Source organism: Pedobacter jaeyakensis (genome assembly GCF_054461315.1).
Window position 1 is genome coordinate 365,979 of the sequence record NZ_CM136921.1, and the last position, 22,967, is coordinate 388,945.

Here is a 22,967-nt window from a genome sequence, read left to right on the forward strand (position 1 = left end):
TAAAATTGTGATGAAGTAAACATTCAATCTAAAACGATGTTATGATAAAGTAGGCAAGCTATATTATTTAATTAAGGTGATTGATCCTTTGATGGCTTTGGAATTGTTTACATCCCATATTTTGTAATAATAAGTACCGGTCGGTCTGGTTTTTGAATTTTCCGTCCCATATAGGCTTATCGCCCTTACCTGAAAACACAAAATCCCGTACCTGTTGTAAACAGAAATCCTGGCATCCGCATTGTTTTCTAATCCATTTACTATCCAGGTATCATTAAAACATCGCCATTTGGACTGAAGGCATGGCAACAACAACTTTAGAAAGATCCACACCAGAACATCCGGGCATAACGATGTAAGTTGTACTCGCAGACAACCCCGTGCATCCTCTATACTTAAAATAGTTTGCCCGGGTGCTGTTACTTCAAAAGTATTGCTGGTACCCCTAACTCCGTTCCAAATGTAAACAGGATATCCCTCAGGAGCAATAAGTGTTACCTTTTCTTCTCGTTCTAAACAGATCTTCAGATTAGTGGTAGGTTCCTTAAATATTTGATTCAGCCACTGGTTTACCACTTCTAGTATTGCTAACAGCATTACACGCCGCCCTGGGTCACGGTTACAAAATAACTACCTGTTTTGGTTTTACCTCAATTTCTCTTGGCAGTTCCCCACTACTCCATTTGTAAGTTACACCGCTTATTACAGGGGCGGTTAGCCTTACAGATTCTCCAAAACAAAGTGACCTGGTATTGCTCCGTGTTAGGATTACCTCTGGTATATCTTCCACAAAAACTTCTATCTCTTTAGAGGCGGTAAAGTGCCCGTTGCAAGTATTGGCCATCACTCTGTATTTTCCTGCTGTGGTAGCCAGATAACTGGAAGAATTCGCGTCTGGAATGTCCACCCCATCTTTTTGCCATTGGACTACATATCTTTGATCTGTGTTTAGTTTTACAGAACCTCCAGGACAAGCATATTGGCTACCAGTAAAGCCAATAGAAACTGTAGGTTCAGGCAGCTGACGAACATAGGCAATGCCCGATTTGGCTTCACTACCCTCACACAGTGCAACTAAGTGGGCCCTCCACTCTCCGTTATTCACATTTACAGATAGCTTGCCTTGTAATGCATCATCAAACACCCCCCTGTTACTCCATTTTACTATGAATTTATTGGGATCTATGTCCGCAGCATCCAGTGTAATATTAACTGTTTGATCTCCACAGAAGTTCCAAATTAACCCGCTAGCCCCTACATCGAACATTGGAGCTGGGGAATAATTTACTTTCAGTTCCTGAGTGATATTTTGGTAGGTTATCTTTACCTGCTTAATGCCCTTTTCGGTTGCAGCCCAAATGGTTTGCTGACAGTTTGAAACAGCATCTTCTGTAACATTATCCCCGGGCCTGTAAATTTGAAAGGCAATACTGTTTACCTTTTCATCAATGCCAGGAACTCTTGAAAAGTCCTGTAATTCTGGCTGATAATGGACTGAAGCTCGGGTGCTGTAAAGACCTTGACTTGTCGCAGCGAAAATGTACCTATAGTCGAAGACACCTTTAAACGATTCCAGTTCTTCCAAATCATTGACCACTATTCCTGACAAAAATGGGGTAATTGTAGCCTCACAAGTGTTCGTAATCTTTAGGAAAATACCATTATCCGTACCCCAATATTTTAATCGGTTATCAGGAGAACTGTCGTAGTTTATATTTTCAAAAAGTGTGCAGTTTACTTTGGCAGAATAGGGTGGGTCTTCAGGAAGGTTAATGGAGGTCTCATTTGGCTTATAATAGGAATGAGTAGCTGTGGGATAGCAAACCGGAGGAGATGGCGCTTCATATTGAAAATCTACCCGCTCAAAACTGGAATTGGTGATCCGCCAGTTGGCTTCGGTTCCCGGATTGGCCGGATCTCTGTTGTATCTTGGGCTTGCAAAGACATCACCCCTAAAAACGGGGTACAGTCCATTGTTTGTCGTTACGGCCAGCCAATCCCTCTTACCATAATAACCTTGCAATGGAACAGCTCGCTTTGCATTCATAATGGCAAAACCAGTAATTCTGGTGACGCCGCTATTTAGTATTTTTATTTGTGTATCAACGCCTTGTTTAAACGAGTGAATAACATCCGGAGCCGTCAGAAAGTACATTTCATTAATATTGTAGCCGGTTAAATCAGTTACTGTCAATCCTATAGTTGCGGGGTAAATCAGGAATGTGACATCGTTAACTCCTTTATAATAAACTACTCCAGTTGATGACAATCCGAAAACAGTCAAATCGTCCGTGCAAACCATAACCTTAACCATCGAGTTAGGCAAAAGGTACTCACGCTCAACGCTGGGAATTTGAGAGGAAGCGATTCCTGGGAGCAACAGGAGCAAAAGCGTTAACAATTTGGTTAGTTTCACTAAGCAATTTAAGAAAAATTCACAGGTTATTCGATTGATTTGCTAATTTCTATTCTTGACTTAGGCAAGCTTTCTGGGAAATGGTCTCTGATGTAGGCCAGTATTTCTTCCCGTACGATACACCGTAAATCGAACGCCTGTGACGAATTCCTCGCGCTCATTAAAAACCTAACCTCAATATTGGTTTGTTTGCTGTCGGTAACCTGCACCACATTAACCCTTTTATCCCAAAGAGGACTGGCCTCTAGAACTTCAGTTAACTTTTCTCTCAAAGGTTGAATTGGGGTGTTGTAATCCAGGTATAAAAATACAGTCCCTAGTAATTCTGCCGATACCCTCGTCCAGTTTTGGAAAGGCTTTTCAATAAAATAAGTTATTGGGAGAATGAGTCGCCGTTGGTCCCATATATTCAGCACCACGTAGGTTAATGTTATTTCCTCTACCCTTCCCCATTCTCCTTCAACAATTAACACATCATCGATCCGGATGGGCTGGGTGAAGGCAATTTGAAAGCCTGCCAGTAAATTTCCTAATGATTTTTGCGCAGCAAAACCGATAATGATACCACCAATACCTACCCCGGTTAATAGTCCGGTTCCAATTTTACGCATGCTTTCAAAGCTGAGCAGTACTACAGAGATGGCGATAATGATAATAACCGATACCAAAAATTTTCGAACAAATTGCAGCTGTGTACGTACTTTTCGTTCTTTTAAATTGTCTTCCTTGTTGAGATCATAGTGCAGGTAAAACTGCTCTTCCATGATCTTGATGATACGAATCAGTATAACTGCAAAATTAATGATCAATGCAATTTCTATCGCTTTGTTTAATTGTACAAAGTAGATAGCATCCATCTTCATATAGCCTAAACTGCCATTTAGAAGCAGCAGTGGCAAGAAAGAAGTGATTGGACCGCCCAGATATTTTATGGTGGAGCGAATTAAGTGCAGAGGCCACAATTTGGCAAGCCCTTTAAATACCAGTCGAACAACAACCTTAAGGACCAGTCCGAGTAACACTGCAGACGATCCAATAACCAGGTTTTGAATAAGGTGCGGCAGTTGATAGCCAAATATGTGATCAATTTGCATTTGTATAATTAACATTAGCCCGTTCTGCTTTGTTTTATTTAACTGTTACCCTGATCCCTTCAGAATGTGTACTAAACTCTGGCGCATACATGCTTTGCAATGTGGTAATTCCATTAGAAAAATTACCGGCATTGTTCACCCTTAGCGGATATTCAAATACATAGGTTCCTTTTGGCATATAGCCTATAAAGAAGTTTGTAGATGCGTCTTTTGTACTTTCATAATAGCCAAGTCCATCCTGGTATTTGTATTGAGAGATGACAGAAACCGGCTCAAAACCCGCAGAGCGCATATCCTTTAAATGCAGGTATTCCATTGGCCTATCGCAACGGATTTCTATTCTTACTTTAAGGAGGTCTCCTGTTTTTAAGATGTTGGTTGGGGTTAATCTGCTGAGCACCTCTCCTTTGTCTGTTTGAACCCTTAAAAACAGTTCTTTCTTGATTTGAACACCTGTGGCTGCCGGAGTAATTTTATCCAATTGCTCAAAATACTGCCAGTAAACACCTCCCCAAGCTATTGTCTTATTGTTGTTTTTGACGATTATATTTCCCATCGCTGGCTTTACATCTTTACCCGGAATCGAAAATTTCTGGTATCCAGTCCCGGCTTCTTTTTCTGGTATTGGAATGTTAAGTTGAGTTATAGATTTTCCACCAAGGGTGATTTCAGGTTCAGCGGATTCATTTAACAAATTGTACCCACGCATAAGCAATGCATAACAGGCGGCTGTTGTAGCCTTGGTAGTTTTCCATTCCGTAGCTTGTTTGCGTTTTAACAGCCAAATCTTCATCTCCTCTACCGATGAGGCGTCATTGGCCACTTCATCAAATACTTCAATCATCAGCGCCTGTGTTTCTATATCACTTTGGTACCACCACCATCCACTTCTATTTTCCGGCCATGACATTCCCATTTCCTCACTTTGTGCGGCACGCTCTTTTAGTGATTTTACTATCTCTAAAGCAGCTTGATGCTTTCCATTGCGTTGGAGCACCAGTGCGGCCAGACCTTGTTGGTAAATGCTCATCGGCAACCAATCTTTCTCAACATCTTTAATAGTTGCGTTCAGGGCTTGCGTAAATTCCACTCCATTGTTTACTTGCTTGCTATAGCTTCTGGCGTACAGATAATGGAGCGGTAAGTTGTAATCATAATCGTTCTTGGTTTTTTTCTTATAGTCCTTAGAAAACTGATCGTCAAGATAGATAAGTGCTTTATTAAGCACAGCGTTGTATTTTGGAAAGCTCTTTTCATCCACCAGTTTGAGGTATTTCAATTGTGCCATTCCCAGTACAATCTGCTGGGTGATGTACCTGTTTGATGGCATGCCCATAAACCAAGGGAAACTTCCATCAGCATATTGCATCCCCTCCAGCTTATCAAAATTACTGTTAAGCTCGTTGGTCATTCTGTCCAGATCAAACAATACCGCCAATCGCCTTTTGCGCTCTGTATCATTCCCTGCATTTCTAACCCATGGCGTTTCTTCCAGTAGGATTGATTTGAGTTCTGGGTTCTGTTCCAGTTTTGACACCAGTGTTTCGCTGCCGGGTTTTTTCCATTGGTCAAACACCTCCTTTATTTTTGGAGAACTGTTTATAATGCCTGTTGCGAAGCTATTTGCATAGAACCTGCTTAGGGTTTGTTCTGCACATTCGTAAGGGTATTCCATGAGGTAGGGTAAGGATTGTACGGCATACCAAACCGGGTTAGCCGTGAACTCTAACGTTAGGGCATGGTTGCGCATGGTTGCTAAACTTCCTGATTGTGTTAGCTTTTCCAGGTTAAAGGTTTTGCTTTGGTTACCTCTAACGTTCAACGTCATGGTTTCTGTTACCAGCATTGAATTGTTGAGGACTGGAATAGTCATCTCTTCTCCATCTGTATATTTGCCTGATGCGGCAATTACTTTATAGGTTATTGCGCTTATTCCTTTGGGGATGACGAGTGACCATTTGATTGCCTGACTTCCCTCATTGGTTAAGTTGAACTTTTGTTCTGGTACAGATTTATCTTGAAAAATATTGATGATATTACCGGTAATCGCATCTCTAAGTTCTATAGCGGCGCTGCCCTTTAATGCTTTCCCGGAAAGGTTATTTAGCTTGGCAGAAAGAGAGATGGTATCTCCCTCACGGAAAAACCTTGGTGCATTGGCCGAAATAGAGAGTTGTTTTTGAGTGATGAGCTCGCGACTAAACTTCAGTGTACTTAAATCTTTAGTATGGGCGAAGCCCATCATTTTAAATCGCGTTAAAGATTGTGGAATGGTAAATTCAACATTAATCTCACCGGCTGCATTAGTCAGTAATTGAGGATAGAAGAAGGCAGTTTCGCTGAAATTAGTACGCGGCACCACATTTACCAATTTATTACCTGGTTTAATCTTAATTTCTTCTATCGGCGTTCTATTATTCTGTATATTAAGACCTGCGACTTTACCTTGTAATAACCGCTCAACATTCCCTACAGGCACATCAGCAACCTCCTTTCCCTGAACTATATAACTTGAACCTGTAGTGGTTTCACGGGTACGTTTAACAAATCCCCTGATGGTAACCTCTGATAAGTTATTCCCTGCATCCAAAAGGGTAAAATCAAACCTTCTATTGCCGCCTAACTTTATGGTATAAGGAGCAAAGCCAAAACCTTTAATGGTAAGATTATCGCCAGGTTTGGCCTTTACACTGTATAACCCATATCTATCAGTAGATGAGACCAATTTTCCGTTTAAAAAAACGGGAACACTCTTTAGTACGTATCCTGCAGTATCGGTAACCATGCCGTAGTAGTTGTTACCTCTGGCTAATACTTTCAGCAAGTTGTTACCGGCAATCACGTCACGTTTTCCCAATTCTATCCTGATATTATCCAGGTAGTTGGCAAAACCACGGTTGACCGGACGGTTAAACTCAAAGCCTTTATAATCTAAACGCTGATAAGCGCGCATTGGAACTCCTTGAAAAGAAGTCCTCATGGTAAGGAATGCAAGCGGTTGTCCGTAAGCCCTGTTAGATGATCTGCTTTCCCATGAAAATCTATAGTAGCTAATTTCTGGTGTATAGTAATTCCAATCCATTTTACGGAACTGCTCCAGAGAGGCGTCATATAAAGTAGCCACAAGTTCAGCCATTTTTGCATTTCCTGCTTTACTGCTGATCTGCAATTTCCATGTTTCCTTTTGCCCCGGGTCCAGCTTATCGCGAAAACTCAGGAACTTAACCTGAAGCTGCCTATCCGCATCATTAATAAAGACCGTGCGCAGCTCGCTGTTCGAAATACCATTCCTTAACATGGTAAATTGTACCGCATACCTTTCCTTATAGCTATCCCTGGTCTTAATGCTCAATACTGTTTGAAGCGGGCCAACCTTTACCGAGCCGCTTTCCATGATGGAATCTTGGTATAGTACTTCATAATGAACAGTTGATCCGGGTAAGCCAGCCAATCTAAAAACCGCATTTTCTTTAGGCTTTACGGAGTAGCTTTCAGACACTAACCATTCGTTCATCTCCAGAATGGTCTCTGGTTTTTGATCGTACATCCTCAAGATGTGCTCAGTGTTAACCGTATCATTGAATTCTGATATGGTTTCCACATAAAGTTTATAGAATCCTGGTTTGAAATCGGATTTGGTGATTGGTAATATGATTCGCTGACCGTCGTTAATTGCCGGTTGATTTATAGTTGTGGTTATCTCTTTCCAAGTTGATTTATCCAACTCGTTTCTGTATTGGAGATAAGGAAAAGCTTTAAGGAATTCTTCCTTGCTATGTGTATAATATTCTGGCAATCGAAACCTCTCATTCAGAGCAAGCCGGCCTGGCGCCTGCAGCATCACCCACCGGGCTGTAGCTTTTGCTTTTACCGGCTCATAATTAGCACTATTAGCTACTAAAATAATACTGTCTGATGCTTGACTTGACATTATATCAGCTGGAAGCCTGGGAAAGTAAACAGTTAAATCCTTTTCAGCAACATTGAAATCCTTAGTTGCCGACCGCGTTTCTCCATTATTGTCGGTAACATCAACATTAATATTATAAGAAACAGAATTTTTGTTTTTGCTTGTTACCGCCAGGAACTTAACAGCAAAGGTACCATTTGCAGCAGTTAATGCAGTGCCTGTAGCTACTAAGCTATCCCTATTTCTAATGCGGTATTTGACAACTGCTCCAGATACGTTGTAGCCTGCGAACATTTTAACCTTTCCATTAACAGTTACGGTATCATTAAATCTCAGGCGACCTTTAAAGGGTTCATAGAGCACTTCAAATGTTGGCCGCTTATATTCTTCTACCTGAACCTCTGTTTGATCGTCATCCGTTGTAATATGCATCGTCCCATTAAGTTTCCCTAATGGAATGTCAAATGAGCCCTGAAATGTACCATAGTCATTAGTCTTGAAAGTTTTACTTTGGATTTCTTCTCCATTCACATCTTCAAAACTAACTTCCACTTTTTCACCCGGCATAATCTTAGTACTGTGCTCGTTGCGTGCTATAACAAGTCCTTTAAAGAAAACCTTTTGTCCGGGTCGATATATCGGTCTGTCTTTGAAGAACAGAACATTTCGGCGATCCGGCCTATCACGATAGTACCCCCCATAAAATGAGACCACGTTTGTATCCTTTTCTAGTGTAATGATTGAATTACCGCTGTTTTGATCAAAAGAAACATTTGCGCGACCTTTTTCATCTGTAGTTGCAATTGAACTTGGGATTGTCAAATTATCTCTATCCTTGTAAAATACATTATCTATTTTAACACCTTTTAACGCCTCACCTGTACTGCTATTTAATACACGATACTGAATGCCGCGATCGGTCATCCTGCTGGAAACGGCCAGATTAGAAACTATGAATTTAGTTGCGCTATTGACAAGCTCATGATTTAGCGTGTCAGTAATTCGATGGTTCTGAGCAATAAGAACGTAACTGCCAAGTGGCAATCCCTCAAAATAATCCCCAGTGGAGTGTTCGCGATAATCGACATCCCTGCCTACTTTAAGTGCGTAAGCTTTGATGGGTGTTCTGGTATTTATAAAGTTAATATAGTTGTCTTTGTTATCGAAAAAATTAACACTTGCTAATGAGGAGATCCTGAAAATATTAAGATATATCGAGTCCACATTTTTGTGATAGTACTGAACCTGCACAGGAGTATTGGGTATGATGTTACTCCTTAACTCCATCCTTAAGGATTTTACCTTAATTTCTTTAATTAAACGCTCAGACCGTTTAGCACCATTACTTTTTGGAAAAGCTTTGATTCCTTTTTCCAAAAGCTCCACTGCTGTAATGAGGTTCGTTTTCTCAGAAATACCCACGTTTCCCTGTTTATAGACAGCAGCCATTTCATACAAGACATCCGTGTAAATTTCAGTGCCCTCTGCTTTAGGTAACAGTTCGGTTAGACTATTTAAATACTTTTGCTGATTAACGTTAAGATCTCGAGATTGTTTTATCTTGATCAATGACAAATCGGCCCAGGCAGCATTATTTCCATGATCCAAATGGTAATTGAGCAAGGTTTTATAGATATTTTCCACACTATCAGCTATTCCACTAACGGAGTTTCCCGACAATTGATAAGCCGTTAGCACTGCCAGGGCACGGTGTCCCAACACATCGTAAAGCGTAGGCCTAAGATAACTTGTTGAAGTATCGCCAATCAGGATATCTGGAATGTCTTTTACTTTTACCGCTTGTAGTCTTGCAATTTCAGAAATGGAATGGCGATAGGTATCGCAAACCTCCCGCTCTAATTTACTGGCCGACCAAAGCGTGATGTCTTGTCCTTCATCGCCCTGAATTTCAGTTCGCTGAGCTATTTTATATTTGTTGATGAGGTAATAGCTCCAATAGGCTTCGCCTAAAATTGATTGTAAAATACTCTTTTCTGGTTGTTTTGCCTGGGCTATATCTTCCCTAAGCGATGTGATGTGTTTGGCAAGATCATTACCTTTCAGATAGCTCTGAAACAACATCCGTAAAGTTACCGACTTGATAACGGCCTGGGTATTTCCGGCTTTTCGAGCCCTTATTCCAATGTCCAGGATGAGCTGCAATGCCGCTTCATTTTTCTTATTAGTTGCAAGGGAATCCACCCTGTAAAAGTCATTTTTAAATTCTTCAGAAGTGTTCCTTTGTGCCTCAACATCTTGCAGAAGCATACAAGAGACCAGGATTAAAAATACAAATCGTAGAGCGTTTTTCATATTTGGTTGTTTCAATCAAGATGAGCTTTAATGGATTATTCCATAAAAGCTTATCGTATAATGCGCACTTCCTTCGGACCGGTAATCACCGATTCAATCTTGCCATTGGCCAGTTTAGTATGCTTAACTTTTACCACGCCGTAAGGAGTAGGAAAACTGCCTTCAGCAAATTTTAAGTCGCCCATATGCGGTTGCACTTTGATTGCCCTGCAACCCGGTTCTACTACAGAGATACCCAACACATGTTCTGTTAGCCAAGGTGTTGGACCAGAAGCCCAGCCATGTGCCAAACTATGCCTGAAACCAACATAACAATAGGCGCCATAATCGCCGTGAACGTCTACCATTCCCGCAGGCACCAATTCGTCTATCCGACTAGCATTTGGTATCCAATCCATATTAAAGTCTTCCCAGAAGGTGGTGGCACCAAGCTTTAGCATTGCGCCCCAATAGGTTTTAATCACATCCATCGCCTGCTGGTAATTACCTCCCTTAGCCATCGCCTGCAACATGTAATAACCATAAAATGTCGAGAAGTTTTTAGCTCCACCCTCTAAAATCACTTTGTTTGCTTTCTCTGTAGACATTAATCCCGACAATGCATAAAGCGCTGCAGCTTGTTTAGAGCCGTTGATGTCTGGTGCATTTTTCTTTAAGCGTTCAATCGCCGCTTTATATTTTGCCGCAGCCGCAGGTTCTTTTAGGGTGATACACATTTCTGCTCCTGCATTTAGCGACATCACCATTAATGCTTGCAAGCCGGCATGGATGGCTGGTTTGTTTTCGCTGGATGGCCAGTCTAGAAACTTTCCTTCGAGGTTTTCTGTATTGTCGTCGCCAATTTTTGTGGTCAACAGATTAAGCAAGTCAATTAAATATTTTTTCTGCCTTTGAAGATAGGCCAGGTTGCCACTGCTTTTATATAGATCCCTATGGATAATGATCCACCACATAGAATACGCACTAATGCCGTTCATCCATTGAGGTAAAGGGGTAATGTCTCTAGACAAATCAAGGCTTTTTGCGATCACTTCGTTATTACCAAAAACAGCATTGATGGTGGTTACTTCTGGATGCATATCGCCAACCCATACTAAACGGTCGCGTTTAATTCCATCCCATAAGTAATCCTGCATGTTCATATGTACAGTATATGCACCAGTGGCCCAGATCTTATTTAATAAAGTATCACTGCTCTTAAATGATCCCAAATAAGGGATGTTGCGGTAAACTGCCAATGCATTAACTTCTTTTAAAACTAATGTGCTATTGGTATCTACCAAGTCTATCCTCGCAAACCTAAATCCCGAATTTCCGAACTCTAGTTTACCCAACCATGGCACTGAAGTCACAAAATCACGCATGGCATGGTCGTTTGTGGCACTCGAAGTCTTTACGTCCGACATGGCCTCGCTAGCCGATTCTCCTAACCTTACCCTGATCTGCACTGGTTTGTTGCTTGGCCACATCCCTGTAACCAGCTGGAGAGCACCATGCAATTCCTTACCGAAATCCAACAACAGGCCTGGCTTTACAGTTGCATCACTCTTTAATACACAGAGGTTACCTGAGTTCAAATCAGATTGCCCATTGCCTACTTTCAGTAGTTTTTCTGCATTGGAAATGCGGTCTCCTGTTTCGCTCTTCCAAAGTATGCGGATTGGGGTGATCCGCTCTCTAACGGTTGGTTCTATGATGGGGTTTTTGGAGATTTGTGCAATGGCAGGCACAGCTGATAAACCACTTGCGATCAATGCGCAGCAAAGGAAAATGGATCTCGGGCTCTTAAAAATTAGCATATAAGGGGTTTTATTTTTTACTCATTTGATACAGCTCACTTCCAGCTAACAACAATGCGCCAACTCCGTAAACATTGGTATTGTCGTAACCTGCCGCACCGGGCTTGTCGCCCACTTTCTGAACATAGCCTAACTTTCCATCGGGGTGTATAGACGAAGTGAGGGCAGCCCATGCTTTCTCAACTACCGGCAGGTATTTTTGCTTGGGCAAAAGTCCATTTCTTATTCCCCAGGTAATTGCATAGCAGTAAAAACCAGTTCCACTGGTCTCCTTTTCGCTAAAGGTTACCGGATCTAGTAAAGACGCGTGCCAGCTGCCGTCGGCTTGTTGCAAACTGGCAATTTTCCCTGCCATCTGCTTAAATTGGGTTTCATAAAGTTTACGACTTACAAAATTCTTTGGCATGTTCTCTAGTACTCTAACTAATCCGCCCATTACCCAGCCATTCCCTCGCGACCAAAATACTTTCTCTCCGTTCTGCTCTTTCATATCGAAGAAGCGACTGTCACGATAGTACAAATGGGCGTCTTTATCGTATAAGTAAGCAGATGTTTTCCACCACAATGAATCTGCTTTTTTTAAATATTTCAGATCCTTTTTTGCAGTTGAAAGGTATGCAAGTGCAGGTGGCCCCATAAAAAGTGCATCACACCAGGCCCACTCCCGCAAGTTAATATCTGGCGCAACTTTTAAAGGCTCATTATATTGATGCTGCACGATGGTATCGGCTAGTGCCACCCATTTGGCGATCATCTTTGGATCTTTATGCTGCATATACATTTGCGTGTACATTTGGGCAACACAGTAATCGTCTGCAAACAACCTGTTGCGGCCCATATCCCAATTGTTTGTTTCTCCAATTCCATATAAGAAATCGTCGTAAGCTTTATCGTTATCAACTGACTTTAAAGCAACCATACCGGCGTAAAGAGCGCCATTTTCCCAATTGGTTTTCGGTATTTTTACCCTTCCTTCTTTAAACTCGTTGATTTGCCAGTCGGCAACCTTCTTCATATTTCGAATAATGGAATCTTTTAAAAGTTTGGGGCTATTCTGAGAAAAGGATAGGCTTGAATAGACTACAAATAGCAGCGTTACTAAAATTCGGTTCATAATTGTGTTTAATTCGGCTTTTTAAACGTAGTAATAATTATTTTAATAACCATCCTGCTGAGTACTGATTGGTCAGAAATAATCGTACTTGAGATCTTAGAATTAGCTAAATATCAGCCTGATTATCATACTCCTGAAAAAGAATTTCTTCCATTATAAAGAGACTTTAAGTAGTCAAGCGTCATTTGTGGTAAGAAAACACATTTTAAACCGTTATTATAACTGTATTGTTACAATATTTGTAGAGTAAAATCTACTTTTACGATTTATGCTTGCAATTATTAATTTTCAAACCAAAAACACAAAAAATGAAACTAACAAAAATGATGTTGATGCCGGCGGTATTGGGCCTATTAACTTTATCCCTTTACTCTTGCAAAACAAAAAAACTTGCTGCTAAGCCTGCTCCGGCTCCCGTAGTAAGAGAAACTCCGGTTGAGAAGCCTGCACCAGCTCCTGTGGCAGTTGAAGAAAAGGTAGCACCAGCACCTGTTGAGAAACCAGATTTTAACTTTAGCAATGTTCAGTTTGAGTTCAATTCGGATGTATTGAAGACCTCTTCTTATCCTATTTTAGACAAAGTGATTGCAGAGATCAAAAAAGAACCATCTGCAACGTTTGTATTAAATGGAAATTCATCCGCAGAAGGATCGGCAGAAAGGAATATGTCACTTTCAGTAGACCGTGCAAATTCTGTGAAAACATACCTGGTTAATGGTGGCTTGAATGCTGACAACTTCACAATTAAAGGTTATGGCGAAGCTAAACCAATCGCAGACAATAAAACGGAAGCGGGAAGAGTAATGAACAGAAGGGTGGAGATTAAAAGACAAAATTAAGTGATCTGCTTTCGGGCTGCATAATTCCCGATGAAAAATCGGGAAAGACGCTATGCCCTCTCCCAGACACTGAATTTTCAGGGAAGCAAAGCAAAATAAGTAAAAACAATTGCTAGCTCACGAATAGACTGAATTTTCAGGGAAGCAAAGCAAAATAAGTGAAAACAACTGCTAGCTCATGAATAGACTGAATTTTCAGGGAAGCAAAGCAGAATAAAAAAGGCTTGAAGATTAAATCTTCAAGCCTTTTTGCTTAACTCTTCTCAATAATACCTTTCCCAGAAAAATTACCTTCTCTGAAAAGGCATAGCATTCATTGCGCTTCTTCAGCGCGATTGTTGATGCAGCCTTAGAAGAGAACGGTTATTTTGCATTAGTACCGCCAAGCAAGTCGCTCAATTTTTTCTGAAGCTCTTCTCCTCTGATGTTTTTAGCAACAATCTTTCCTGTTGGATCAATTAAGTAATTAGCAGGGATCGACTGTATGCCATATTGCTTTGCAACAGCATTGTCCCAGAATTTCAGATCAGAAACATGCGTCCATGTCAAGCCATCTTTTTCAATTGCCTGAAGCCATGCTTCTTTTTTTCCTGGTTGGTCCAGAGAAACACCCAATACCGTGAAATTCTTGTCTTTGTAAGTTTTAAAAGCAGTTACCACGTTAGGATTCTCAGCACGGCAAGGTCCGCACCAGGAAGCCCAGAAATCAAGTAATACATACTTTCCTCTAAAATCAGAAAGCTTAACAGGCTTATCATTCACATCGTTTTGAGTGAAATCCATGGCCAGCTGACCAACCTGACTCATTTTAGCTGCATTTAATGTAGTAGCGATCGACTGCCCTAGCATAGTACTTCTAACCTCTTTAGAAAAACGGTTAAATTCTGGTGTAAACTTCTCAGCGTCAATGTCATAACCCATATAGCTGCGGAAGGCAACAAGACCCATGTAATTTTTAGTATTGGCAAAAGCGAAATTTCGGTTCACCTCAGTCATCTTGTTGCTAATTTGATCAGCTTGTCCGTTCAACCTATCCATAAACGCTTTGTCTTTACGTTCCTCAGGCGATTTGCCCATGTATTCCGCATTCAATGCGTTCATCTGAAGTGTATAAGGCTTCAAAGCATCCTTTAACTGTTGATTATCCCAATTAACCCAAGATCCTTTGATCTTTGCATTTTTTATCGAATCTGGAGCGGTAACTAAAATAGTTGTGTTTTCAAGATAAAGAGTTAAAACATCCACAGCGGTACGTTTTGCAGGGTCTACAGCGGCAGCGTCATGCTTTACACGGATACTGGCAGAAGATGGAGAAGTTACTTTACCGGTAAAGCTAAATTCACCATTTTTAAGTGTTGCAGAATCCAGTACCTGTTCTGAACCTGCCCTGTAACTCAGGTAAGCCTTAGCAGGAGCATTCAAATCTGCAACTTTACCCTTAACGGTAAAACCACTCTGTGCGATTGCAGCAATTGGCAGTAAGCAAATGGCCGCCAAAATCATTCTTTTCATATTTTCTTATGCAGTTAGTTAGAGATTGTATCCATTATTTTATGGATAACCAAATATAGTAAGATAAGATACTAAAAATAAGGCTTAAATGTAAAATTATAGTAGCTTTTGGTAAGTACGCCACCATAAATCCGGCATCTCCCCATTTACGGCAATGGCATAATCATCGTATCTACATGGAACCAGATGAAAACGTTCATTCTTGGAAATGCCTACCGGATAAGGAACTTGCATCCACCATCGATCAGATTTCTTACTCTTTACAAACAACATCTCCCCTGTCCCGTCACTAAGGCTAGCACGATAGATGAGGTACTGAGATTTTGGGGTTAATGGAAAATCCTTCTTCCGGTTGTAAAAACCATCTATAAAGTACCACACCATTTGGGCAAGCAGCATGGCAGTCTGTCCATTCTGATCGAAAGCAGGATTAAATTCATAAAATCCGATTGATGTCAGTTTGTCGCTCATCCCTGCATACCTGGCAATCCTGCATGCCTGTTCTCCATAAAATCCATTGGGACTCGCATTTGCATTAGCACCTGCATCTGATGATCGTATTGCGCCGATATCAAAGCTGATCATGTTGGCATTTCTTATTATCGGTTCTGTTAGCGAAATGTCCTGAGCAAACTCACCCAATCGATGTACATCAAAATAAAGCTTACTCATTACCTTCAAGCTTTCCTGATTCACAAAATAGGTTTGATAACCAATATTGCTAAAGTTAAACAGGTAATTAGGTTGATGTAACAGTATTTTATTAAGGTAAGTATCCGAACGTGCGGTTAATCCTTCCTGGTCCTCCTCGTCCAGATCAAATTTACTATCTATCACTACCAGGTCTACCTTTTGCTCCAGAGATTCATAAGCCAGGTATTGCGGGTAGGTAAGGTCTTGTCCACCCCCCAAAATTACCGGTAAAATGTTCAGCTTGATCAACTCGGAGACCACCATTTTTAATGCCACATACGTATCTGATAGGGTAGCCCCCGCCTTGATATTACCAAGATCGACAAGACGTACAGTATAGGGACCTTCATTAAGACTGTAAAATTGTTCGCGGAAGTAATCAGGACCTAATGCGCAGCCTTCATTATCCTTTGCCGCGCGGTCGTCCAGCACCCCAAAAATTGCAATATCAAATCTTTGTTCTTCCAGTTCAGGAAAAGTATCTGTAAAGAAGGTAGCTTTCAACCCTAGCTGACTGGTATAAAAACCAGCCTTTGGCGTAAACTTGTCATTACTTAAGGGTGAAAAAAAATCTGATAAAGACATATAGCACTTAAATGTATGGCATCAAATATCTATTTTTGAGCTCAAACATTTAAATAAACCTGCCTAAAAAATTGAAATGATATTAATAACCGGTGCTACTGGATTTTTAGGATCAGAACTCATATACCAATTAACCTCCGCCGGAGTACCTGTAAGGGCTTTAATGCGAGAGGGTTCTCAGATACCGCTGCGTTTAAAAGAGAATCACCTCATTGAATGGGTGAATGCAGATATACTCGACTTTGCCAGTCTCGAAGAAGCGTTTGGTGGGATAGACCACGTTTACCATTGTGCGGCTATGGTATCATTTGATCCGAAAGATAAATCGCAGTTACTCAAGGTTAATATTGAAGGCACCAGTAACATTGTAAATCTGTGCATCGAGAATAACGTTAGGTTGCTTCATGTGAGTTCTGTTGCAGCGCTTGGAATCGCTGGTAAGGGCGGACTCATCACAGAGAAGGATTTCTGGGAATATGACTCAAAAGCACATAGCTATGCCATTTCTAAATATGAAGGAGAAATGGAAGTATGGCGTGGAATAGCTGAAGGATTGGATGCAATAATTGTTAACCCCTCCGTAATCATAGGAGCAGGGGCAGGTTTTAAAGGAAGCGGAGCGATCTTTAAGCTCATCCTGGACGGCCTCTCTTTTTATACTAAGGGAGCAACGGGCATTGTAGATGTTGAAGACGTTGCCAAAAGCATGATCGCCTTGATGAACAGCAGCATCAGCAATGAACGCTTTACCATTTCGGCAGAAAATTATCATTATCAGCAATTTTTTGGCGAAATTGCCCATCAATTTGGTGTAAAGGCGCCAGCAAAAGAAGCCAGTCCATGGATGTTGGGCATCGCCTGGCGAGCAGCCAAATTTGCTGCTCTATTTACTGGCAAACCTGCTGCACTAACCAGCGATGCAGCCAGAAGTAGTTTAAATGAAAGCCTCTACAGCAACGAAAAGATTAAAAAGACCATCGGAATAAAATTTAAACCACTTAAGCAAAGCATACAGGAAGTTTGCAACAGCTTAAAGCTTATTTAAAAATGAAGCAAAAAAATTACTACATCATTGACTTTGACAGCACCTTTACCCAGGTTGAAGCGCTCGACGAACTTGCACGAATATCTTTAAAAAAACATCCTGAAAAGGAAGCAATTTTCCAGAAGATAGAGGATTACACCAACCTCGCCATGGAAGGAAAACTTTCATTTGGAGAAAGCCTTGCTCAAAGGGTCAGACTTTTAGAAGCCAACGAAGAGCACCTAAAGCAGCTCATTACCCGATTAAAAAAGAAGGTATCGGCTTCTTTTTCCCGCAATGCTGCATTTTTCAGAGATCATGCCGATGAAGTGCTGATTGTATCTGGTGGATTTAAAGAATTTATAACTCCCGTAGTTAGCCAATACCACATTAAAAAAGAAAATATTTACGCCAATACCTTCGTAACAACTGGTGATGGTAAGATCATAGATTACGACCATGCCAACCCGTTAAGTGAGGAAGGCGGTAAGGTAAAACTGGTAAGGCAAATGAATCTGGAAGGCAACTTATATGGAATTGGCGACGGGTATTCTGATTTTCAATTGAGAGAAAGCGGACTCATCAAGAAATTCTATGCTTTTACAGAGAACATTTCTAGAGAAAGTATTGTTGAAAAGGCTGACCATGTTACTCCTAGTTTCGATGAATTCCTTTATGTGAATAACCTCCCTAGAGCGATATCTTATCCAAAGAACAGAATCTTATGCCTGGTTATAGGCGAAGTTCCGGCCGAGAGTGTGGATCTATTAAAGAAGGACGGCTTTTCCATCCGCCAGAAGTCAACCTTTGAAGAAAAATACGTTGCCGACGTACACATGATGCTGCTGGGCGAAGGAGAGAAACTTGAGCCAGAAAAGCTAGACCGCGCAGTAAAATTAAAGACAGTAGGTTACCTGGGCAACATCAAAACCAAACTTGACCTTGCCACTTGTACAGAAAAAGGAATAGTGGTGTTTGATGACCTTAAGAACAATCCCAGGAATGCCAATTTCATCCCGAAAAGGATGATCGATTTTATGAATACAGGTACTACGCATTTGAGCAATAACTTTCCTAATCTGCAGTTGCCAAGGATAGATAAATCGCACCGCCTGATCCATATCCACAAAAATGTTCCTGGTATTATGGCCCAGGTGAACACCGTTTTTGCCAGTCACAACATCAATATCGTTGGTCAGTTTTTGATGACCAACTCCAGCATAGGATATGTGATTACCGACATCAATGCCCAGTATGACGATCAATTGTTCAAATCATTAAAAAAGATAGAACACACTATAAAATTCAGGGTATTGTATTAGCGTGGTTTCCTTACCTTTGAGGAAACTAACTATTCATGGAACTTACACCGCAGATTAAAGAAAAGCTGGATAAGCTGCAGGAGAAATATGCAGCGATGGGGCAGGACATGTCGGCCTATCTTGACGGTTTGCTTTATGCAGATTTTTTAACCTATTGGGATTATATTCACCTGGATACCTTGCTGAGCTTGCAAAGTCCCAAAACTCCCTTTCCTGATGAAGAAATCTTCATCATGTACCATCAAATTACTGAGTTGTATTTCAAGCTCGCCCTGCACGAATGTAAACAGATTGCAGCGCAGCCGGAATTAACCCTACAGTTCTTCACGGATCGGGTAAAACGCATCAATGCCTACTTCAATGCACTCGTATCTTCCTTTGAGGTGATGGTTAACGGCATGGAAAAGGAGCAGTTTCTAAAGTTTAGGATGTCACTACTACCAGCAAGCGGTTTTCAATCCGGCCAGTACCGCATGATTGAAATCTGTGCGACTGATTTTATCAGGCTGGTCGACAAAAGTAAAAGGGAAGAACTCCGTGATGCGCCAATTGAGGAACAGTTTGAAAACATTTACTGGAAATTTGGCGCCACAGAATTGGCCAGCGGAAAGCAAACGTTAACGCTTAAACAGTTCATTAATAAATACGCAGATCAGTTCCTTCAACTGGTTAAAGAAAGGAAAGAAAGCAATTTCTCTGCGCTTTATCACAAACTTAAAGCAGAGGGTCACGACTTAACAATGCTGGAAGATGAATTGAGAAAGCTTGATATTTTTGTGAACGTAGAATGGCCGCTTTCTCATTATAAATCCGCAGTCCGATACCTGGAAAGAGACCCGGTTGACATTGCTGCAACAGGCGGCACCAACTGGCAGAAATACCTGCCTCCGCGTTTCCAAAAAAGAATATTCTACCCCTTCCTCTGGACCGAAACACAAATGGAAGAATGGGGTAAGGGCTGGGTGCTCGAGGTATTGAAGCATCAGAAATAAAATAAGAACCCCGCTCACCCTTACCTAGATAATTTTCTGTAATTTTGCATTAAAGCACTACTATAATGAATGATATACTGGACATAACGATAACCAAAGCTGCTGAAAGCAGGTTAACAGTAACTGATTTTTCACAATTGCCTTTCGGAAAGGTGTTTTCCGACCATATGTTTATCGCTGAATACGACAATGGTGAATGGGGAAACCTGCAAGTATTGCCATACGGCCCAATTCCGATGAGTCCAGCGATTTCTGCATTGCATTACGGACAAGCAATTTTTGAAGGCCTGAAAGCTTACCGTCAGGAAAGCGGAAAGATTAGCGTCTTCAGGGGCGATAAGAACTTTGAGCGCTTCAATAAATCTGCTACGCGTATGTCTATGCCTGCGATAACTAAAGATATTTTTATGCAGGGAATTGCTGCCTTGATAGAAATCGATGAGCGGTGGGTACCTGCACAAGATGGATATTCTCTATACATTCGTCCCGTAATGTTCGCTACCGATCCTTACCTGGGCGTTAAACCGTCCGACAAATATACCTTCGCATTATTAACTACACCGACCGGACCTTATTATAGCAAAGCATTAAAGGTTAAAATAGAAACAGAATTTACGCGTGCCGATGAAGGCGGTGTTGGCTTTGCCAAAACTGCTGGTAATTATGCCCGCTCCCTATATCCTTTTGCCGAAGCTCAAAAAGAAGGTTTTGATCAGTTGATCTGGACCGATGCAGTATCTCATGAATATATTGAAGAAGCCGGAACGGCCAACCTGATATTTGTGATTGATGGCAAATTGGTAACTCCGTCTGTTAGAAGCACCGTGTTAGATGGCGTAACCAGAGATACCATCATTACACTAGCAAAACATCAAGGTATTGAGGTAGAAGAAAGACGTGTAAGCGTAAAAGAGATTCTTGATGGCATCGAAAATGGTACCGTTACAGACGCCTTTGCTGCTGGTACTGCAGCAACCGTAACTCCAATTGGAGAGATTGGCTACAACGGTAAAATATATACTTTGACAGATCCTTCAACCAGGACAATTTCTTCGGGAATAGCAAAGACACTAAACGATATCCGTTATGGATTAATTCCTGATGAGTTTGGTTGGAACTGGATTGTGTAACATACTTTATATATTAATATAGTTTTAGAAGGCGTCTTTGTTCAAAGACGCCTTTTTTTGTACCTTCCGATATTCTGTTTTAAACAATAAACCAATACACACCGTGCGCAAAGTCTTTTTAATTTGTATAACCATGTCCCTTTCTTTAAATGCCCAACTTCAGGCGCAGCTAAAAAAGCTTTCTTCCGATCAGATATTTAAAGGGCAGCCCTCACTCACAAAACCGATCAACACCGTTACCGGATGGGCCGATGAGAGTCATTATACTGAAGTAGACGCAAAAGATAAACAATTGTATGCGGTCGACATTAAAACAGGCGCAAGATCACCCTATACTCCACCTCCAAAAAGTAATATAAAGGTCTTCATTCAAGACAACGATATCTTTATTCAATATGGTACTGCTGAGCCAAAACGCCTGACAGAAAATACCGATCTGGAAAAGAACCCAACCCTTTCTCCTGATGGAAAGCATGTGGCTTTCACCCGCAACAACGATCTCTATGCGGTGGATGTTTCTTCGCTAAAAGAGACCAGATATACGACTGATGCAACAGATGTGATTTATAACGGATACTCTTCATGGGTTTATTATGAAGAAATCCTGGGCAGGGCCACCAACTATAAAGCCTTCTGGTGGTCGCCAGACAGCAAGCACCTCGCGTTTATGCGATTTGACGATACCAAAGTGCCTATGTTTCCTATAAACGGGTCCACTGGTCAACATGGTTATGTAGAAAAGACTAGGTACCCAAAAGCCGGCGATCCCAACCCGGCCGTAAAAGTTGGCTTTGTAAAGACCACAGGTGGCGAAGTAACATGGGCAGATTTTAATGAAAAAGACGACCAATATTTCGGCACTCCCTATTGGAGTTTCGACGGCAGTAACCTGATGGTACAATGGGTAAACCGTGGGCAGGACAACCTAAAGTTTTACTCAGTAAACCCAGAAACGGGGGCAAAAAAAGAGATTTATGATGAGAAGCAATCCTCATGGGTAGATCTAGACTATGATGGAAGAATAGAATACCTGGAAGACAAGAAACATTATATTCTTAAAAGCGATAAAACGGGTTGGGCACACTTCTACCTATACACACTTGACGGCAAATTGATCAATCCAATTACCAGCGGTAAATGGCAGATAAGTAACCTGATCCATGTAGATGAAAAGAATAAAGTGGTTTATTTTACGGCTAGAAAGGAAGCATCTACACGCACCGATTTTTACAGCGTAAGCTATAATGGCAAAAACATGAAACGCCTTACATTCGGAGACTATACGCACCAAATCCAGTTGTCACCAAATGGCACGCACTTCATCACCACATACTCCAATGTTACCACTCCTTCAAAAAGAACATTGCTAGACAATAAAGGCAACATCATAAAAGAACTTGGTGATAGTAAAGCGGATGATTACGCAGACTACACCTTTGGGAAAACTGAAATGATTACAATCCCTACGGATGATGGTTACAACTTGCCCGCTGTGATTACTTATCCAACTGATTTTGATCAGACAAAAAAATACCCTGTGGTGATGAGTATCTATGGCGGTCCCAATGCAGGCAATGTAACAGATACCTGGAAGGGTATCGGAAATCAATGGTGGGCAAATGAAGGGGTGATACAGATTTCGGTAGACCATCGTGCATCTGGACAATTTGGAAAGGAAGGAGTTGCCTTGATGCATCGCAACCTTGGTAAATGGGAAATGAAAGACTATACCACCGCAGCAAGATGGTTAAAAGCAAAATCCTGGGTAGACAATAAAAAGCTGTTGATAACCGGCCACAGCTACGGCGGCTACATGACCTGCCTGGCATTAACCATGGGTGCTGATGATTTCGACTATGGTTATGCCGGTGCACCCGTTACCAGTTGGGAACTGTATGACTCCAACTATACAGAACGCTTTATGGATACTCCGCAAGAAAATCCCGAAGGCTATAAAAATGCTTCTGTTTTAACCTATGTTGATAAATACAAAGGACTGCTCAGAATTATGCACGGCGATATGGACGATAATGTTCACGTGCAAAACACCATTCAATTGGTTGATAAATTGACAAATCTGAACAAGCATTTTGAGCTGATGATTTACCCGGGCAGCAGACACGGATTTGGAACGGCTAAGGCAGCTCACGATAGAGCCGAGAGAATCAGATTCTACTACCAAAACCTACTCAATAAACCAGTCCCGGCAGAACTATTAAAATAA

Annotated in this window: 14 protein-coding genes; 6 read left to right on the forward strand and 8 right to left on the reverse strand. The window is 41.3% G+C overall.

The features are described from left to right. Positions 1 to 63: 63 nt before the first annotated feature. From ACXZ1K_RS01785 to ACXZ1K_RS01810, 6 genes are read right to left on the reverse strand one after another with little or no spacing between them, the layout of a single operon-like run. Complete coding sequence (locus ACXZ1K_RS01785; protein WP_458971667.1) at positions 64 to 597, reverse strand: T9SS type B sorting domain-containing protein; 534 nt, start codon at positions 595 to 597, stop codon at positions 64 to 66. Positions 598 to 619: 22 nt separating this feature from the next. Beyond that, positions 620 to 2,416 (reverse strand): hypothetical protein, encoded by a 1,797-nt coding sequence (locus ACXZ1K_RS01790; protein ID WP_458971668.1) that lies wholly within the window; start codon positions 2,414 to 2,416, stop codon positions 620 to 622. Between the two features lie 26 nt (positions 2,417 to 2,442). Continuing rightward, positions 2,443 to 3,510, reverse strand: coding sequence for a mechanosensitive ion channel family protein (locus tag ACXZ1K_RS01795; RefSeq protein WP_458971669.1), 1,068 nt, complete (start codon positions 3,508 to 3,510; stop codon positions 2,443 to 2,445). A 34-nt stretch (positions 3,511 to 3,544) separates the two neighbouring features. Next, positions 3,545 to 9,733 (reverse strand): alpha-2-macroglobulin family protein, encoded by a 6,189-nt coding sequence (locus ACXZ1K_RS01800; RefSeq protein WP_458971670.1) that lies wholly within the window; start codon positions 9,731 to 9,733, stop codon positions 3,545 to 3,547. A 50-nt stretch (positions 9,734 to 9,783) separates the two neighbouring features. Further along, the gene (locus tag ACXZ1K_RS01805) at positions 9,784 to 11,532 is read right to left on the reverse strand and encodes an alpha-L-rhamnosidase-related protein (protein WP_458971671.1); all 1,749 of its coding nucleotides are present in this window, start codon (positions 11,530 to 11,532) and stop codon (positions 9,784 to 9,786) included. Between the two features lie 10 nt (positions 11,533 to 11,542). Continuing rightward, positions 11,543 to 12,646 carry a glycoside hydrolase family 88/105 protein gene (locus tag ACXZ1K_RS01810; protein ID WP_458971672.1) on the reverse strand — a complete coding sequence of 368 codons (1,104 nt, stop codon included), beginning with the start codon at positions 12,644 to 12,646 and terminating at the stop codon, positions 11,543 to 11,545. A gap of 308 nt (positions 12,647 to 12,954) precedes the next feature. Between ACXZ1K_RS01810 and ACXZ1K_RS01815 the strand changes: the two genes are divergently transcribed. After that, on the forward strand, positions 12,955 to 13,485 hold the full coding sequence (locus ACXZ1K_RS01815; protein WP_458971673.1) for an OmpA family protein: 531 nt from the start codon (positions 12,955 to 12,957) through the stop codon (positions 13,483 to 13,485). 363 nt (positions 13,486 to 13,848) lie between these two features. On the opposite strand, the gene ACXZ1K_RS01820 is transcribed toward ACXZ1K_RS01815, so the two are convergent. Beyond that, positions 13,849 to 14,997 carry a redoxin domain-containing protein gene (locus ACXZ1K_RS01820; protein WP_458971674.1) on the reverse strand — a complete coding sequence of 383 codons (1,149 nt, stop codon included), beginning with the start codon at positions 14,995 to 14,997 and terminating at the stop codon, positions 13,849 to 13,851. A gap of 96 nt (positions 14,998 to 15,093) precedes the next feature. Then, positions 15,094 to 16,275 (reverse strand): formimidoylglutamase, encoded by a 1,182-nt coding sequence (locus ACXZ1K_RS01825; RefSeq protein ID WP_458971675.1) that lies wholly within the window; start codon positions 16,273 to 16,275, stop codon positions 15,094 to 15,096. Between the two features lie 76 nt (positions 16,276 to 16,351). Here ACXZ1K_RS01825 and ACXZ1K_RS01830 point away from each other — a divergent pair, with 76 nt between their 5' ends. The 5 genes from ACXZ1K_RS01830 to ACXZ1K_RS01850 all read left to right on the forward strand — a co-directional run bounded on the left by ACXZ1K_RS01830 (position 16,352) and on the right by ACXZ1K_RS01850 (position 22,967). Further along, positions 16,352 to 17,320, forward strand: a complete 969-nt coding sequence (locus ACXZ1K_RS01830) for an NAD-dependent epimerase/dehydratase family protein (protein ID WP_458971676.1) — start codon at positions 16,352 to 16,354, stop codon at positions 17,318 to 17,320. A gap of 2 nt (positions 17,321 to 17,322) precedes the next feature. Further along, positions 17,323 to 18,621, forward strand: coding sequence for an HAD-IB family phosphatase (locus ACXZ1K_RS01835; RefSeq protein ID WP_458971677.1), 1,299 nt, complete (start codon positions 17,323 to 17,325; stop codon positions 18,619 to 18,621). A gap of 35 nt (positions 18,622 to 18,656) precedes the next feature. After that, a complete protein-coding gene (locus tag ACXZ1K_RS01840; RefSeq protein ID WP_458971678.1) occupies positions 18,657 to 19,613 on the forward strand; it encodes a tryptophan 2,3-dioxygenase family protein in 957 nt (318 codons plus the stop codon). 65 nt (positions 19,614 to 19,678) lie between these two features. Continuing rightward, the gene (locus tag ACXZ1K_RS01845; RefSeq protein WP_458971679.1) at positions 19,679 to 20,743 is read left to right on the forward strand and encodes a branched-chain amino acid aminotransferase; all 1,065 of its coding nucleotides are present in this window, start codon (positions 19,679 to 19,681) and stop codon (positions 20,741 to 20,743) included. A gap of 133 nt (positions 20,744 to 20,876) precedes the next feature. Continuing rightward, on the forward strand, positions 20,877 to 22,967 hold the full coding sequence (locus ACXZ1K_RS01850; protein ID WP_458971680.1) for a S9 family peptidase: 2,091 nt from the start codon (positions 20,877 to 20,879) through the stop codon (positions 22,965 to 22,967).